The sequence below is a fragment of the Streptomyces sp. NPDC003247 genome, assembly GCF_042888135.1.
Taxonomy (GTDB): Bacteria; Actinomycetota; Actinomycetes; order Streptomycetales; family Streptomycetaceae; genus Streptomyces.
In genome coordinates this window covers 89,267-104,187 of the sequence record NZ_JBIAPF010000013.1, presented here as the reverse complement: position 1 = coordinate 104,187, position 14,921 = coordinate 89,267, and the positions used below count along the sequence as shown (strand labels likewise).

Sequence of the window (14,921 nt, the reverse complement as noted above, 5' to 3'; positions counted from 1 at the left end):
CCCGTGGGGGGTCCGGGGGGGCGCCCCCCCCGGGGGACGGGACGGTATGGGGCGGGGGGGGCGAAGACCCCCGCCGCCCCTTCCCGTCCCCCCAGCCCCGAGTCGTCCACAACCTCCGAGTCGTCCACAACCTCCGAGTCGTCCACAACCCCCGTGTCGTCCACAACCCCCGTGTCGTCCACAACCCCCGTGTCGTCCACAGCCCCCGTGTCGTCCACAGCCCCCAGCACACCGCCCCGCCCCGTCGTACTCTGGACACCCCCGGCCCGTGACACGCGTCGGGCCCTTCGCGTTGCCCACCCCGGACCGGCGCACCCGGCGCCCGGTCCCTCGGACGGAAAGCCCTCCATGAGCCTGCACGGTCTGCTCGACGCCGTAGTCAAGGACACCGCCCTCGCGGAAGCGATCCCGGCCGCCGCCGACGGCAACCGCATGCACGTCGACCTGGTCGGCCCCCCGGCGGCCCGCCCCTTCGCGATCGCCGCCCTGGCCCGCGAGACCGGCCGCCCCGTCCTGGCGGTGACGGCGACCGGCCGCGAGGCCGAGGACCTGGCCGCGGCGCTGCGCTCACTGCTGCCCCCGGACGGCGTCGTGGAGTACCCCTCCTGGGAGACCCTCCCGCACGAGCGCCTCAGCCCCCGCAGCGACACCGTCGGCCGCCGCCTCGCCGTTCTGCGCCGCCTGTCCCACCCCAGCGCCGACGACCCCGAGACCGGCCCGGTGTCCGTCGTCGTGGCTCCCGTCCGCTCGGTGCTCCAGCCCCAGGTCAAGGGCCTCGGCGACCTGGAGCCCGTCGCGCTCCGGAGTGGCGGGACCGCCGACCTGAACGAGGTCGTCGAAGCCCTCGCCGCCGCCGCGTACGCGCGCGTGGAGCTGGTCGAGAAGCGCGGCGAGTTCGCCGTGCGCGGCGGCATCCTGGACGTGTTCCCGCCCACCGAGGAACACCCCCTGCGCATCGAGTTCTGGGGCGACGACGTCGAGGAGATCCGCTACTTCAAGGTCGCCGACCAGCGGTCGCTCGAAGTCGCCCCGCACGGCCTGTGGGCCCCGCCCTGCCGGGAACTGCTCCTCACCGACGACGTCCGCACGCGCGCGCGTGCCCTCGCCGAACAGCACCCCGAACTGGGCGAGCTGCTCGGCAGGATCGCCGAGGGGATCGCGGTGGAGGGCATGGAGTCCCTGGCCCCGGTCCTGGTCGACGACATGGAGCTGCTGCTCGACGTGCTGCCGAAGGGCGCCATGGCCGTCGTGTGCGACCCGGAGCGGGTCCGCACGCGGGCCGCCGATCTCGTCGCCACCTCGCAGGAGTTCCTCCAGGCGTCCTGGGCCGCCACCGCGGGCGGCGGCGAGGCGCCCATCGACGTCGGCGCGGCCTCCCTGTGGTCCATCGCGGACGTGCGCGACCGCGCGCGCGAGCTGGACATGATGTGGTGGTCGGTGTCCCCGTTCGCCGCCGACCTCGAGTTGGAGGCGGACACCCTCCAGCTCGGCATGCACGCCCCGGAGACCTACCGCGGCGACACGGCGAAGGCGCTCGCCGACACCAAGGGCTGGCTGGCCGACGGCTGGCGCGTCGTCTTCGTCACCGAGGGCCACGGCCCGGCGGCCCGCACGGTCGAGGTGCTCGGCGGCGAGGGCGTCGCGGCCCGCCTGGACACGGACCTCACCGAGCTGTCCCCGTCCCTCGTCCACGTCTCCTGCGGCTGCATCGACTACGGCTTCGTCGACCCGGCGCTCCGGCTCGCCGTCCTGACGGAGACCGATCTGTCGGGCCAGAAGGCGGCCGGCAAGGACGGCGCGCGCATGCCCGCGCGCCGCAGGAAGACCATCGACCCGCTCACCCTGGAGGCGGGCGACCACATCGTCCACGAGCAGCACGGCGTGGGCCGTTACATCGAGATGGTGCAGCGCACCGTGCAGGGCGCCACCCGCGAGTACCTGGTCGTGGAGTACGCGCCAGCCAAGCGCGGCCAGCCCGGCGACCGCCTCTACATCCCCACCGACCAGCTGGAACAGATCACCAAGTACGTCGGCGGCGAGGCACCCACCCTGCACCGCCTGGGCGGCGCCGACTGGACGAAGACCAAGGCGCGCGCGAAGAAGGCCGTCAAGGAGATCGCGGCCGACCTCATCAAGCTGTACAGCGCGCGGATGGCGGCCCCCGGGCACGCCTTCGGCACGGACACGCCCTGGCAGCGCGAACTGGAGGACGCCTTCCCCTACGCGGAGACGCCCGACCAGCTCACCACCATCGCCGAGGTCAAGGACGACATGGAGAAGTCGGTCCCGATGGACCGGCTGATCTGCGGCGACGTCGGCTACGGCAAGACGGAGATCGCGGTCCGCGCCGCCTTCAAGGCCGTCCAGGACGGCAAGCAGGTGGCGGTGCTGGTGCCCACGACGCTGCTGGTGCAGCAGCACTTCGGCACGTTCAGCGAGCGGTACGCGCAGTTCCCGGTGAACGTGCGGGCCCTCTCCCGCTTCCAGACCGACACGGAGGCGAAGGCGGTCCTGGAGGGGCTGCGCGAGGGCTCCGTGGACATCGTCATCGGCACCCACCGCCTGTTCTCCTCGGAGACCAAGTTCAAGGACCTGGGCCTGGTCATCGTCGACGAGGAGCAGCGCTTCGGCGTCGAGCACAAGGAGCAGCTGAAGAAGCTGCGGGCCAACGTCGACGTCCTGACGATGTCCGCCACGCCCATCCCGCGCACCCTGGAGATGGCGGTGACGGGCATCCGCGAGATGTCGACGATCACCACACCACCGGAGGAGCGCCACCCGGTGCTCACCTTCGTCGGCCCGTACGAGGAGAAGCAGATCGGCGCCGCCATCCGCCGCGAACTGCTGCGCGAGGGCCAGGTCTTCTACATCCACAACCGGGTCGAGTCCATCGACCGGGCGGCCGCCCGTCTGCGCGAGTTCGTCCCCGAGGCGCGCATCGCCACCGCGCACGGCCAGATGTCGGAGGCGGCGCTGGAGAAGGTCGTCGTCGACTTCTGGGAGAAGCGGTTCGACGTGCTCGTCTCGACGACGATCGTCGAGTCCGGCATCGACATCTCCAACGCCAACACGCTGATCGTCGAGCGCGGCGACACCTTCGGCCTGTCCCAGCTGCACCAGCTGCGCGGCCGGGTCGGCCGGGGCCGGGAGCGCGGCTACGCCTACTTCCTCTACCCGCCGGAGAAGCCCCTGACGGAGACCGCCCACGAGCGTCTGGCCACCATCGCCCAGCACACCGAGATGGGCGCGGGCATGTACGTGGCGATGAAGGACCTGGAGATCCGCGGCGCGGGCAACCTGCTGGGCGGCGAGCAGTCCGGCCACATCGCGGGCGTCGGCTTCGACCTGTACGTCCGCATGGTCGGCGAGGCCGTCGCCGACTACCGGCGGCAGCTGGAGACCGGCGGCGTCGAGGAGGAGCCGCCCCTGGAGGTCAAGATCGAGCTGCCCGTCGACGCGCACGTGCCGCACGACTACGCGCCCGGCGAGCGTCTGCGCCTCCAGGCCTACCGTGCCATCGCCTCCGCCAACACGGAGGAGGACATCAAGGCCGTACGCGAGGAACTCGTCGACCGCTACGGCAAGCTGCCCGAGCCGGTGGAGAACCTGCTGCTGGTGGCCGGCCTGCGGATGCTGGCGCGGGCGTGCGGGGCCGGTGAGATCGTCCTCCAGGGCACCAACATCCGCTTCGCGCCCGTGGAGCTGCGGGAGTCGCAGGAACTGCGGCTGAAGCGGCTCTACCCCGGCAGCGTCATCAAGTCCGCCGCCCATCAGGTCCTCGTGCCCCGCCCGAAGACCGCGAGGGTCGGCGGCAAGCCGTTGGTCGGGCGGGAACTGCTCGGGTGGGTCGGGGAGTTCCTGACGACGGTGCTGGGGTCGTAGGGGGCGGGGGCTGGTTGTTCCGGGCAGCGCAGCCGAGCGTGGGGGCCGGCGGCCGAACGACAGGCCCTCAGGGCGCTTCGGACGGATCTTCGCGGCGTCGGAGCCCCGTCACAAGCGCCCTAGCCCTGCCGGAACAGCAGGCCCGACAGCGTCCGGAAGACCTCCTCGGGGTCCCGGCCGCCGACCGCCCCGTCGAGGTTGTGGCTCTGGAGCAGGGTCGCGAAGCCGTGGGCCAGTGACCAGGCGGCGACACCGGCGAGGCGGGCGTCGTCGCCCTGCTCCGCGGGGCGGACCTCGGCCACGGCCGTGCGCAGGGCGTCGGTGGCCAGGGCGCGCGCCGTGGTGAGCTCCAGGTCGTCGGTGCGCAGGAGGCCGGGGGCGAACATCACCTGGAAGTGCGCGGGGTGCTCGCGGGCGAAGCGGACGTAGCGCACGCCCGCGTCCTTCAGGTCGGTGGCCTCGTTGACGGTGGCCGCCAGCAGACCGAACCCCTCGGCGGCGATCGCCGTCAGCAGTCCGGTGCGGTCCTTGAAGTGGTGGGCCGGTGCCGCGTGCGAGACGCCTGCGCGCCGGGCGAGGTCGCGCAGGCTCAGACCGGAGGGGCCGTCGGCGGCGATCACGTCGAGCGCGGCGGTGAGGACGGCACGGCGCAGGTCGCCGTGGTGGTACGGGCGGTCGTTCATGGACAGCAGCGTACGCCGCATCTAGGCATTGACAAGTTCGTGCCGGCCGGGCAATCTTGTCAGTGTCAAGTTATGGCGGGAGTCGAACGGGACGACGGGGAGATGTCATGTCCGAAAGTGTGGCGAGCCGGGTGGATTCCCGGGCGGCGGGGGAGCGGAAGGCGGACCGCGAGGTGACCGGCGTGTCGGCGGTTCCGGTGGTTCCGACGGTTCCGGCGGATCAGGTGCGCCGCCTCTGGCACCTGCTGGAGCCGCTGCACGCGGTGCTGCACTTCGCGCCGGAAGTCTTCGAGGAAGCCGAGAGGCTCGGCTACTCCGCCGAGAACCGCTGGGCGAGCTACTTCCCGCTGCGCGCCGCCCCGATGGGACCGGTCGGCAGCAGGGCCGTGGCCTCCGCCTTCTACAGCTTCCAGCCGGGCACGGTCGCCCGGTACACCGACCACGCCTGGCGGACCGCCTCTCCGGAGGCGGTACTGGCGGCCCGGCTGCGCGGGATCGACCGGACCTACCGCGGCCTCTTCGGCGCCCGCGTCGCAGACCCCGGGCTGGCGGAGGCGGCCGCCCTGGCCCGGCGTGCCGCCGAAGCGGCCGACCTGGCGGGACGCCCCCTCGCCGCCGCCAACGCCGCGCTGGAGTGGCCCGCCGAGCCCCACCTCCAGCTGTGGCAGGCGGCGACGATCCTGCGCGAACACCGTGGCGACGGCCATCTCGCCGCTCTGCTGACCGCGGGACTCGACCCCGCCGAGGCGCTGGTGTCGTTCGCCGCGACAGGCGCCGCGTCCGTGGAGCGGTTCGCCGGCCGTGGCTGGACGGCGGAGGAATGGGCGGCGGCCCGGGAGCGCCTTCGGGTACGGGGGCTGGTCGACGCCGACGGGGTGGCCACCGAGGCGGGCCGCGACCTGCGCCGGCGTGTCGAGCAGGACACCGACCGGCTCGCCCTCACGCCGTGGCAGGCCATCGGCGCGGAGGACGCCGAGCGGCTCGCCGTGCTCCTCGGTGACTACTGGGTCGCGGTCCTCGCGTCGGGACTGCTCCCCTCGGAGTCGACGCTGGGGATAGGCAAGGCGTGACCGGCACGGCGTGACCGACACCGGAGCCCGTCCGGAGGGCGAGGGCCCGGTGGGGCAGCGGCGCCGAGGGGGTGGCCGAGGGCGGGGGCGAAGAAAAAGGCCGGCGCGCCGGGCCGGCCCGCCGGCCTCGGCCCACCGTCCGGCGAGCCCTAGGGCTGCTGTTCGGGCCGGTCGGGCCGGTCCTCGTCCATGCCGAGCCGCCGGTGTGCCTGCTGCTGTGCCGAGTCGATCTGGGACTCGTACTTGTTGCCCGTCTTCTCGTTGGCCTGCCGCTCCGCGGCGTCGGACATGTCCTTGGCCTTGTTCCGCCCTTGGTTCTTGAACCTGTCGAAGATGCCCATGCGGAACTCCTTCCAGAGTTGACTCACCACCGACGATATGCGCGGTTTACGCCCTATGCCTCCTGGAGCCCGGGTGGTCTGTACCTCCTGAGCGCCCTCCCGTCCGTCCTCGCGCGCCCCCTCGCCTACGGTGTATGCGATCCCGGCCGGGGAAGCCGCCCCGTACGGGGTGTCGACGGTCGGGCAAGGGGAGGGGCGCAGGGTGAGGCGTCTGAGGGGTGGGGCGGCGATCGCCGTCGTGCTGGTGTGTTCGGTGGCCGGCTGCACCGACGCGACCACGGGTACCGGAACCGCCGGGCCGGGACCGACCGCGCGCGGGGGAGCGGCCCTGGCCGCCGCCGAGTCGCTGACGGTGAAGGGACGGGGCCCGAAGACGGGCTACGACCGCGACGAGTTCGGCAGCCCCTGGGCGGACACGGACTCCAACGACTGCGGCACCCGCGACGACATACTCAAACGCGACCTGGAGGAGGTGCGCTTCACCGGAGGCACCTGCAAGGTGTCCTACGGAGTCCTGGAGTCCGACCCGTACTCCGGGCAGGAGGTGACCTACCGGCGCGGCAGCAGCCAGGTCGACATCGACCACGTCGTCGCCCTCTCCGACGCCTGGCAGAAGGGCGCCCGGTCCTGGGACGCCAGCAAACGCATAGCCCTCGCCAACGACCCCCTCAACCTCCTCGCCGTCGACGCGAGCACCAACCGTTCCAAGGGAGACGGCGACACGGCGACGTGGCTGCCGCCCAACAAGGCGTACCGGTGCACGTACGTCGCGGCGCAGGTCGCCGTGAAGAAGAAGTACGGACTGTGGGTCACCGCGGCGGAGAAGGCCGCGATGGAGAAGGTCCTCTCCGGGTGCCCCGACCAGAAACTGCCCACGGGAGGCAACCCGACGAAGGCACCGGAACGCTTCCACGCGGACTGAACACCGAGCGGGTGGCACCGGCGTCGATGACGGTGGCCGGCCTCGCCGGAGAAGCGGCGCCGCTGGACGGGACCGGCCCCGTCTACCGCCCGTAGGGGTAGCCCTGCTGGTACGGATGCCCCTGGGGTGCCGGTGCCGCCGCGTACGCCATCGCCGGCGCCGCCAGCTTCTTGTCGAACACGGCGAACAGCAGCATCCACGCCGCGTTCAGCATCGTCACGATCATGGCGAGGCCCACGAACTCGCCCCCGTCCGCGCTGTCGTCCGTCGCCAGCCACGGCAGGGTCACGCACTCGTACAGCGCGAACGAGGCGAAGGCGAACCAGTCCGAGGCCCGGCCGCGCCGGACCGCCACGTACAGGAACGGCACCCACACCAGGATGCCCAGCGAGACCCACGCCAGGACCACCCAGGCGAGCCGCTGGAACCAGCCGCCCTCCAGCCTCTTCTCCGGCCCCATCGTCGCCCCCATCGTCATGTCCGCCCCCCAAGTCGCCAGAGGGCAAGCGTAGGGCACGCCACCGCACGGCAGCCGACGTCCGCCGCAGCCCGCCGGCACCCCTGCGCGGGGGCGCGCGGAGCGGGGACGGGCGCGGCGGTGCCGTAAGCGGCGGTGAATCGTTGGTCGAATGGGTTGGCCACAGCCGCACCACTGCCTACCATCGATCACCGCAAGACTTTGTGCACCGTCGCACAATCTCCTCGGGAGGCTTCCTTGCACAGCCGCCGTCGTCGCACCGCGCTCCTGCTGTCCGCCGCGATCGTCGCGGCCGGCCCCCTCCTCACCGCCTGCGGCAACGACGCGCACCCCGGCGCGGCGGCCGTGGTCGGCGGCCAGCGGATCACCGTCTCCCAACTGGAGAACCGGGTCGACGAGGTGCGCGCGGCCCAGCGCGCCGCGGTCACCGACGACGCGCAGTACGCGCAGGCCGTCGCCCAGACCGGCAGCCTCACCCGCGACACCCTGCACGGCATGGTCCTCGACCGGGTCCTGCACCGCGCCGCCGAGGACGCCGGTGTCACCGTCAGCCGCAAGGAGGTCCAGGCGATGCGGGCCGGCCTCGAACAGCAGGCGGGCGGCGCGCAGGGCCTGGAGATGACCTGGCTCCAGCAGTACGGCATCCCGCCGCAGCGCCTCGACGACAACCTCCGCCTCCAGCTCGAGGCCCAGAAACTCGCCGCGGCGCTCGGCACCGACACCAGCCAGCCCGCCTTCTGGAGCGCCCTGTCCAAGGCGTCCCAGGACCTCGGCGTCGACCTCAACCCGCGCTACGGCGACTGGGACGCGCGCAAGGTCAGCCGCGTCGACGCGAAGACGCCGTGGGTGCGGGAGGTCACCGCGGCCGGGAACCAGCAGACGACGTGACCCGAGAGGGGCGACCGGCCCGCACCCGCCGAGCACCGGTCGCCCGGCCCCGCTCCCCCGCACCTGCCCGCGCTCAGCCCTTCCCAGCCCCACCCCTCTCCAGCCCCACCCCTCTCCAGCCCCCCTCCCTGTGGACAACCGCCCGGGGCCCTGTGGACAACCGGCCGGCCTGTCGGCGGCGTGGGTTACGTTCGGGGTGTGAACGCAACCAGCAGCTCCGCAGAGGCCGTGCACGACGACGCCCCCGGCCGGGTCGTCCTGCTGACGACCAGCCACCGCGTCGCCCCCGGCCTGCTCTCCTGGCCCGCCTGGCAGGCGCTGCGCACGGCCGACCGCGTGCTGTGCGCGGACACCTCACATCCCCAGCTGCCGTATCTGCGCGAGGCGGGCATACGGATCGAGGAGGCCTCCCCGACCGCCGAGGACCTGGTCACCGCCTCCGCCGGCGGCCGCACGGTCGTCGTCGTGGCGGCCGGCGAGGGCGAACCGGCCCTGACGGACGGCCTCGCCCGGCTGGCGGGCTCCGGACGCGTCGCGATGCCGGAACTGGAGCTGCTCCCCGCCTCCTACGACCTCCCCGGCGCCCGCCTCCTCGACCTCGTCCAGGTCATGGACCGCATCCGAGCCGAATGCCCCTGGTCCTCCCGGCAGACCCACAAGGGACTGGCGAAGTACGGCATCGAGGAGGCGTACGAACTCGTCGAGGCCATCGAGGACGGCGACCGCGACGAACTCCGCGAGGAGCTGGGCGACGTCCTCCTCCAGGTCGTCTTCCACGCCCGGATCGCCGAGGAGGACGAGGAGTCCCCCTTCTCCGTCGACGACGTGGCGGGCACGATCGTCACCAAACTCGTCCACCGCCACCCGCACGTCTTCGGTGACGCCACCGCGACCACCCCCGAGGAGGTCAAGGAGCACTGGCTGCGCACCAAGGCGGTGGAGAAGCGCCGGGACTCGGTCACCGACGGCATCCCCCTCCACCAGCCGGCCCTCGCCCTGGCGGCCAAGCTGGCATCCCGGGTGCGGTCGGCGGCCCTGGACGTGCCGGTGCCGCCCACCGGGGGAATCGGCTACGAACTGCTCGCCCTGGCGGCGCGTGCCGAGGCGCAGGGAGTGGATCCGGAGGCGGCGCTCAGAGCGGCGGCGCGCACCTACCGGGACACGATCCGTGCGGTCGAGGGCGTGGGGGAGCAGTGAGGGCCGGGGGGATCAGTACGGTGGCGGGGTCTTGATTCCGTCGGGGGACGGCACGGGGGGTTCGTATGGAGCGGGAGCCGGAGCAGGAGGAGGGGACCGCCGGGCGGGCGGCCGGTCCCGCGGGTGACCACGTCGACTTCCGCCACGCCACCTTCCACGCCCCCGTGATCGGGACCCAGTACACCTACGCGCCGGCGGTGCCCGCCCCCCTCGCTCCCGCCGACACCTGGCCCCGGCTGCGCGCCGTGCGCCGTCTCACCCTCGGCATACGCCCGGCCCGCCGCTTCGGTGAGGAGCCGACGCTGCCGCCGTACGTGCGCCGTGACGTGGACGACGCGCTCGACCGGATCGTCAGGAACCGGCTGCGCACCGGCGGACTGGCCGTGGTCACCGGGGAGGCGCTCTCGGGCAAGTCGAGGACGGCCTGGGCGGCACTGCGCCGCGCCGGCGGCGCCGGGACGCGCGTCCACATCGCCCAGCCGGGCGCGGACCTGCGCGGACTGCCCGCCGCCCTGCGCGGCCGCGACCGCTCCTGCCACCACGTCCTCTGGCTGGACGACCTTGAAGGCCACCTCGGCGCCGAGGGCCTGACGGCGGGCCTGCTGGCGGAGTGCGTGCACGAGGGCGTCCTCGTCCTGGCGACGATGCGCGACGACGCGTACGACATCCACCGCTTCGGGGACGGACCGACCGCCCGTGTGCTGAGCGGGGCGCCCACGGCCGGGCTGTCGTGCCGTTGGAGCGCGGGCGAACTGACGCGCCTGGCCGGGGCCGCCGACCCGCGTCTGGCGGACGCACGGCGGTACCGGGGCGCCCTCGGCGTCACCCAGTTCCTCGCGGTGGGCCCGGAACTGTGGCAGGAGTGGCGGCGGGCCGAACGGCCGGGGGCACAGCCGGGCGGACACCTCCTGGTGCGCCTCGCCGTCGACCTGGCCCGCTGCGGGCTCACGGCGGCCGTGCCCCTGGCGGAGTTCGAGCAACGGACGGCACGGTCCTTCCCCGCGTCCGACCTGGACTGGGCGGCCAGACCCCGGCTCGGCGCCGTCGGCCTGCTGGTCCCGGGGGAGCGGGCCGGGACCTGGCGGGCGAGCGGGCCCCTGGTCGCGGACGCCCTGCGCTCCACCGAGCTGCCGCCCCCGGGACCCGACCGGTGGTCGTTCGCCGCAGAGACGGCCCGGGAGCACGGCCCGGACGACTTCGAAGCGGTGGTCCGGGCGGGCCGTGCCGCGCTGCGCGGGTGGGCGGAGGCGGACGACGAGTACGCGGTGTGGTCCCTCGCCGACCTCGCGGCCCTGGCCGGGGACGACACCGACGCCCGGTTCTGGTACCGGAGACTCGCGGAGCTCGTCCCGAGGCTGGCCCAGCCCTTCGCCGAGTATCTCCTGGGACGGGGCGAGGACGACGAAGCCGTCCCCTACCTCATGAAGGCGGCCGGGGCCGGCCACGAGCGTGCCGTGCACGACCTCGGCCCGCTCCTGCTCGCCCGGGCCGAACACTGGCTCGCCCGCTCCGCCGAAGCCGGTTCGACGTCCGCCGCCGGGCAGCTCACCGCCCTCCGCGCAGCCCTCGCCGGCGACCGGGCTACCGTCGAGGAGTGACCGACCAGCCCCGCCGCGACACCGACGCCCCACCCCGCCGCGACCCCGACACCCCGCCGGCCCCCGAGCTCTTCACCTGGGAGTTCGCCACCGACCCCTACCCGGCCTACGCCTGGCTGCGCGAGCACGCCCCCGTGCACCGCACCCGGCTCCCCAGCGGAGTGGAGGCCTGGCTGGTCACCCGGTACGCGGACGCCAAGCAGGCCCTCGCCGACCAGCGGCTGTCGAAGAACCCCGCCCACCACGACGAGCCCGAGCACGCCAGGGGCAGGACCGGCATCCCCGGCGAGCGCAAGGCCGAGCTGATGACGCATCTGCTGAACATCGACCCGCCGGACCACACCCGGCTGCGGCGCCTGGTCAGCAAGGCGTTCACGCCCCGCCGCGTCGCCGAGTTCGCGCCCCGCGTCCAGGAGCTGACCGACCAGCTCATCGACCGGTTCGCCGCCCGGGGGACCGCCGACCTCATCCACGACTTCGCCTTCCCCCTCCCCATCTACGCCATCTGCGACCTGCTGGGCGTCCCCAGGGAGGACCAGGACGACTTCCGCGACTGGGCCGGGATGATGATCCGGCACGGCGGCGGACCGCGCGGCGGTGTCGCACGGTCGGTGAAGAAGATGCGCGGCTACCTGTCCGAGCTCATCCACCGCAAGCGTGAGGCTCTCCCCGCCGAACCGACCCCCGGCGAGGACCTCATCTCCGGCCTCATCCGCGCCTCCGACCACGGTGAGCACCTCACCGAGAACGAGGCCGCCGCCATGGCCTTCATCCTGCTGTTCGCCGGTTTCGAGACCACCGTCAACCTCATCGGCAACGGCACCTACGCCCTGCTCACCCACCCCGGCCAGCGCCGACGGCTCCAGGACTCCCTGGCCGCCGGCGACCCCGGCCTGCTGGAGACCGGCATCGAGGAACTCCTGCGCTTCGACGGCCCCGTGGAGCTCGCCACCTGGCGCTTCGCCACCCACCCGCTCACCATCGGCGGCCAGGACATCGCACCCGGCGACCCCGTCCTCGTCGTCCTCGCGGCCGCCGACCGCGACCCGGAGCGCTTCACCGACCCGGACACCCTGGACCTCTCCCGCCGCGACAACCAGCACCTCGGCTACGGCCACGGCATCCACTACTGCCTGGGCGCCCCGCTCGCCCGGCTGGAGGGCCGGACCGCACTCGCCACCCTCCTCACCCGGCTGCCCGACCTGCGCCTCGCGGCGGACCCGGCCGACCTGAGGTGGCGCGGCGGTCTCATCATGCGCGGACTGCGCACCCTCCCCGTGGAGTTCACGCCCCCCACGCCCCGGTGAGCGACCCACGCGCCCGGTGAGCGACCCACGCCCCGCCGACCACCACTCACCACCCACACCCCGCAGCCGTCCGCTGACCGACCGTCATGTGAGGGAACGGCGAAGCGGAGGTGTCGGCTTCTCGACTCTGTGATCTTCACGTGATCCGCGCGGCATTAACTTGTGACAAGTGATCGTGTGCCGATACGTTCACTCGTCAGCGCGACGCCTCGGCACCACCCGTCGCGCGGGTCAATGCTGTCTCGAGAAAGGCCCCCCGCATGCTCACCGGGAACGGTCGTCATCGTCGCCCCCGCCAGGCCCCGGCCCTCCTCGTCGCGGCCGGCGTGACCGGCTCGGCCATCGCCATCCCGCTGCTCGGCGCCACCGGCGCGAGCGCCGCGGACAACACGGTGTGGGACACGGTGGCGGAGTGCGAGACCGGGGGCTCCTGGAGCGCCAACGAGGGCGGCGGCGAGTACGGCGGCCTGTCCCTCACCCAGGAGAACTGGGAGGCGTACGGCGGGCTCGACTACGCCCCGCGCCCGGACCTGGCCAGCCGCAACCAGCAGATATCCGTCGCCCAGAAGGTCCTCGCGGACCAGGGTGTCGGCGCGTGGGGCACGTGCGGGCTGACGTCCGGTCTGAGCGCGGACTCCGGCTCGGCGGACCTGGACACCGGCGTGGCCGAGGATTCGTCCGACTCCTCCGTGACGTCCGGCTTGTCCGACCTGTCCAAGGGGTCGTCCGGCTCGTCGGACTCCTCCAGTCCCTCCTCCGAGTCCTCCGACTCCTCGGCGGATTCCGGCGAGGAATCCACCGGCGCGGCCACCGGATCCGCCACGGAGTCTCCGGAAGCATCCGCATCGTCCCCTTCGTCCTCTTCCTCCTCCACGTCGGGCAAGTCCGGCACGTCCGGCACGTCCACCGGTTCCGGTGCGAGCGGCTCCGCGGCGGGCGGCGGCTCGTCCACCGCGACCCCGGAGGCGGACGCCTCGGACAACCCGACCCAGGACGCGGGCTCTTGGAGCCTGGTCGACACCGGTTCGGCCGACGCGCTGTCCAGCGGCACCACGTCCGACGACACCGCGTCCGACGATGCCGCGTCCACCGGCTCGGGCCGCCACCGCGGCGGCAGCGCCGACGAGGGCACGGCCGACGGCACCACCACCGCCTCCTCCGGCCGGCACGCCGCCGACACCCTCAGCGGCACGGCGGCCACCTACACCGTCCAGGCGGGCGACTCCCTCGTCACCATCGCCGACTCCCTTGGCCTCGACGGCGGATGGCGTGCGCTCTACGCCGAGAACAAGGACGTCATCGGCGCCGACCCGAGCAACATCGTGCCCGGTCAGACGCTTGCGACAGGGGCTGAATAGGGCGTAAAAGCCGCGAAAACGGGGGGAGTTCACGTCATGCTTCGCGTCGAATGTCCGGTTCGGTGAAAGTGTGGGATGAGTCTCAGAAGCCCTGATCGTCTTTGAAATTCCCCCGATCGCCTGCCTACGGTCATGACCGCTCGGCAACCCGAGCCCCGGCCGTCGCAACGCCGAATCCTGCCAGCGGCCACCCGGGAACAGTCGTCGCGTCAAGCGCCGCAGGCAGGAGCGGGGGACCCAAGGTAAGTGCCGCACCGGGTGGTCGACGGACGCGGCTAGGGGTGAAGCCATGCCTCCCGGGGAGGCGTGGCCGGGCAACTCAACCGGCCCGAACCCGACAGCTCACCTCGCAGGCGTCGGTGAGGGGATCGATCCATGCTGTTCTCCGGCAAGGGCAAGCACCGTCGTCCGTCCAAGGCCACCCGCGCCATCGCCGTCGCCGGTGTCACCGGCGCCGCCGTCGCCGCCCCGCTGATGGCGGCCGGCAACGCCTCCGCCGCCACCGCCTCCGAGTGGGACGCGGTCGCCCAGTGCGAGTCCGGCGGCAACTGGTCCATCAACACCGGCAACGGCTACTACGGCGGCCTCCAGTTCTCCGCCTCCACCTGGGCCGCGAACGGCGGCACGCAGTACGCCGCCACCGCCGACAAGGCCACCAAGTCCCAGCAGATCCAGATCGCCGAGAAGGTCCTCGCGAGCCAGGGCAAGGGCGCCTGGCCGGTCTGCGGCAAGGGCCTGTCCGGCGCCGCCTACGCCGGCGGTTCCTCCTCCTCCGACTCCTCCTCGGACTCTTCCTCCGACTCCTCGGCCGCCTCCTCCGGCTCCGCCTCCAGCGGCTCCGGCTCCTCGGACTCCGGCACCACGAGCCGTTCGACCGAGCAGCAGAGCGCCTCCCGCTCCGCCGAGCGCCCGGCCGCCCAGAGCCAGAAGACGGTCACCACCCCGACCGGCGAGAAGGTCGAGAAGGGCGACGGCGAGTACAAGGTGGTCACCGGCGACACCCTCAGCTCCATCGCCCAGGAGCAGGACGTCACGGGCGGCTGGGAGAAGCTGTTCCAGCTCAACAAGGACATCGTCGACGACGCCGACCTCATCTACCCGGGCCAGCAGCTGCACCTGAAGTGACACCTGGCTCCCAGCGCGGCCACAGCCCCCGCACAGGCGTGGTCCGCACACTGAAGACCTCGTGAGGGTCCC

At 73.1% G+C, this 14,921-nt stretch carries 12 protein-coding genes and 1 riboswitch; of the genes, 9 read left to right on the top strand and 3 right to left on the bottom strand.

Translation table 11 applies throughout. The annotated features are described in order from the left end of the window. The first annotated feature begins 348 nt into the window (after nt 1-348). Nucleotides 349-3,882: a transcription-repair coupling factor gene (gene mfd, locus ACFYWQ_RS34835; RefSeq protein ID WP_389522195.1), complete on the top strand. Its 3,534-nt coding sequence runs from the start codon at nt 349-351 to the stop codon at nt 3,880-3,882. Between the two features lie 119 nt (nt 3,883-4,001). On the opposite strand, the gene ACFYWQ_RS34830 is transcribed toward mfd, so the two are convergent. Continuing rightward, nucleotides 4,002-4,565, bottom strand: a complete 564-nt coding sequence (locus ACFYWQ_RS34830; RefSeq protein WP_389522194.1) for a TetR/AcrR family transcriptional regulator — start codon at nt 4,563-4,565, stop codon at nt 4,002-4,004. A 107-nt stretch (nt 4,566-4,672) separates the two neighbouring features. Between ACFYWQ_RS34830 and ACFYWQ_RS34825 the strand changes: the two genes are divergently transcribed. Beyond that, entirely contained in the window at nt 4,673-5,635 is a 963-nt protein-coding gene (locus ACFYWQ_RS34825) for a hypothetical protein (protein ID WP_389522192.1), read from the top strand. Nucleotides 5,636-5,784: 149 nt separating this feature from the next. Here ACFYWQ_RS34825 and ACFYWQ_RS34820 read toward each other — a convergent pair whose 3' ends face one another. Beyond that, complete coding sequence (locus ACFYWQ_RS34820) at nt 5,785-5,976, bottom strand: antitoxin (protein WP_389522190.1); 192 nt, start codon at nt 5,974-5,976, stop codon at nt 5,785-5,787. 202 nt (nt 5,977-6,178) lie between these two features. On the opposite strand from ACFYWQ_RS34820, the gene ACFYWQ_RS34815 reads away from it, so the two are divergent. After that, the gene (locus ACFYWQ_RS34815; RefSeq protein WP_389522188.1) at nt 6,179-6,898 is read left to right on the top strand and encodes an HNH endonuclease family protein; all 720 of its coding nucleotides are present in this window, start codon (nt 6,179-6,181) and stop codon (nt 6,896-6,898) included. A gap of 82 nt (nt 6,899-6,980) precedes the next feature. On the opposite strand, the gene ACFYWQ_RS34810 is transcribed toward ACFYWQ_RS34815, so the two are convergent. Continuing rightward, entirely contained in the window at nt 6,981-7,376 is a 396-nt protein-coding gene (locus ACFYWQ_RS34810) for a hypothetical protein (RefSeq protein WP_389522186.1), read from the bottom strand. A gap of 237 nt (nt 7,377-7,613) precedes the next feature. On the opposite strand from ACFYWQ_RS34810, the gene ACFYWQ_RS34805 reads away from it, so the two are divergent. From ACFYWQ_RS34805 to ACFYWQ_RS34780, 6 genes are all read left to right on the top strand, one after another. Continuing rightward, complete coding sequence (locus ACFYWQ_RS34805; protein WP_389522184.1) at nt 7,614-8,264, top strand: SurA N-terminal domain-containing protein; 651 nt, start codon at nt 7,614-7,616, stop codon at nt 8,262-8,264. A gap of 198 nt (nt 8,265-8,462) precedes the next feature. Beyond that, nucleotides 8,463-9,461 (top strand): nucleoside triphosphate pyrophosphohydrolase, encoded by a 999-nt coding sequence (locus tag ACFYWQ_RS34800; RefSeq protein WP_389522182.1) that lies wholly within the window; start codon nt 8,463-8,465, stop codon nt 9,459-9,461. Nucleotides 9,462-9,526: 65 nt separating this feature from the next. Then, on the top strand, nt 9,527-11,059 hold the full coding sequence (locus ACFYWQ_RS34795; protein ID WP_389522180.1) for a sel1 repeat family protein: 1,533 nt from the start codon (nt 9,527-9,529) through the stop codon (nt 11,057-11,059). Then, complete coding sequence (locus ACFYWQ_RS34790; protein ID WP_389522179.1) at nt 11,056-12,366, top strand: cytochrome P450; 1,311 nt, start codon at nt 11,056-11,058, stop codon at nt 12,364-12,366. Before ACFYWQ_RS34795 ends, ACFYWQ_RS34790 begins: the two co-directional genes overlap by 4 nt. Before the next feature lie 260 nt (nt 12,367-12,626). Further along, a complete protein-coding gene (locus tag ACFYWQ_RS34785) occupies nt 12,627-13,724 on the top strand; it encodes a transglycosylase family protein (RefSeq protein WP_389522178.1) in 1,098 nt (365 codons plus the stop codon). A gap of 204 nt (nt 13,725-13,928) precedes the next feature. Continuing rightward, nucleotides 13,929-14,095, top strand: a riboswitch (cyclic di-AMP (ydaO/yuaA leader). A gap of 4 nt (nt 14,096-14,099) precedes the next feature. Further along, the gene (locus ACFYWQ_RS34780) at nt 14,100-14,849 is read left to right on the top strand and encodes a transglycosylase family protein (RefSeq protein ID WP_389522177.1); all 750 of its coding nucleotides are present in this window, start codon (nt 14,100-14,102) and stop codon (nt 14,847-14,849) included. The last annotated feature ends 72 nt before the right edge of the window (nt 14,850-14,921 follow it).

What these genes read in the sequence shown, in the direction of transcription:
- ACFYWQ_RS34820 (WP_389522190.1), bottom strand. Translation starts at nt 5,976, where the DNA reads ATGGGCATCTTCGACAGGTTCAAGAACCAAGGGCGGAACAAGGCCAAG.
- mfd (WP_389522195.1), top strand. Translation starts at nt 349, where the DNA reads ATGAGCCTGCACGGTCTGCTCGACGCCGTAGTCAAGGACACCGCCCTC.
- ACFYWQ_RS34830 (WP_389522194.1), bottom strand. Translation starts at nt 4,565, where the DNA reads ATGAACGACCGCCCGTACCACCACGGCGACCTGCGCCGTGCCGTCCTC.
- ACFYWQ_RS34785 (WP_389522178.1), top strand. Translation starts at nt 12,627, where the DNA reads ATGCTCACCGGGAACGGTCGTCATCGTCGCCCCCGCCAGGCCCCGGCC.
- ACFYWQ_RS34780 (WP_389522177.1), top strand. Translation starts at nt 14,100, where the DNA reads ATGCTGTTCTCCGGCAAGGGCAAGCACCGTCGTCCGTCCAAGGCCACC.
- ACFYWQ_RS34795 (WP_389522180.1), top strand. Translation starts at nt 9,527, where the DNA reads ATGGAGCGGGAGCCGGAGCAGGAGGAGGGGACCGCCGGGCGGGCGGCC.
- ACFYWQ_RS34810 (WP_389522186.1), bottom strand. Translation starts at nt 7,376, where the DNA reads ATGACGATGGGGGCGACGATGGGGCCGGAGAAGAGGCTGGAGGGCGGC.
- ACFYWQ_RS34825 (WP_389522192.1), top strand. Translation starts at nt 4,673, where the DNA reads ATGTCCGAAAGTGTGGCGAGCCGGGTGGATTCCCGGGCGGCGGGGGAG.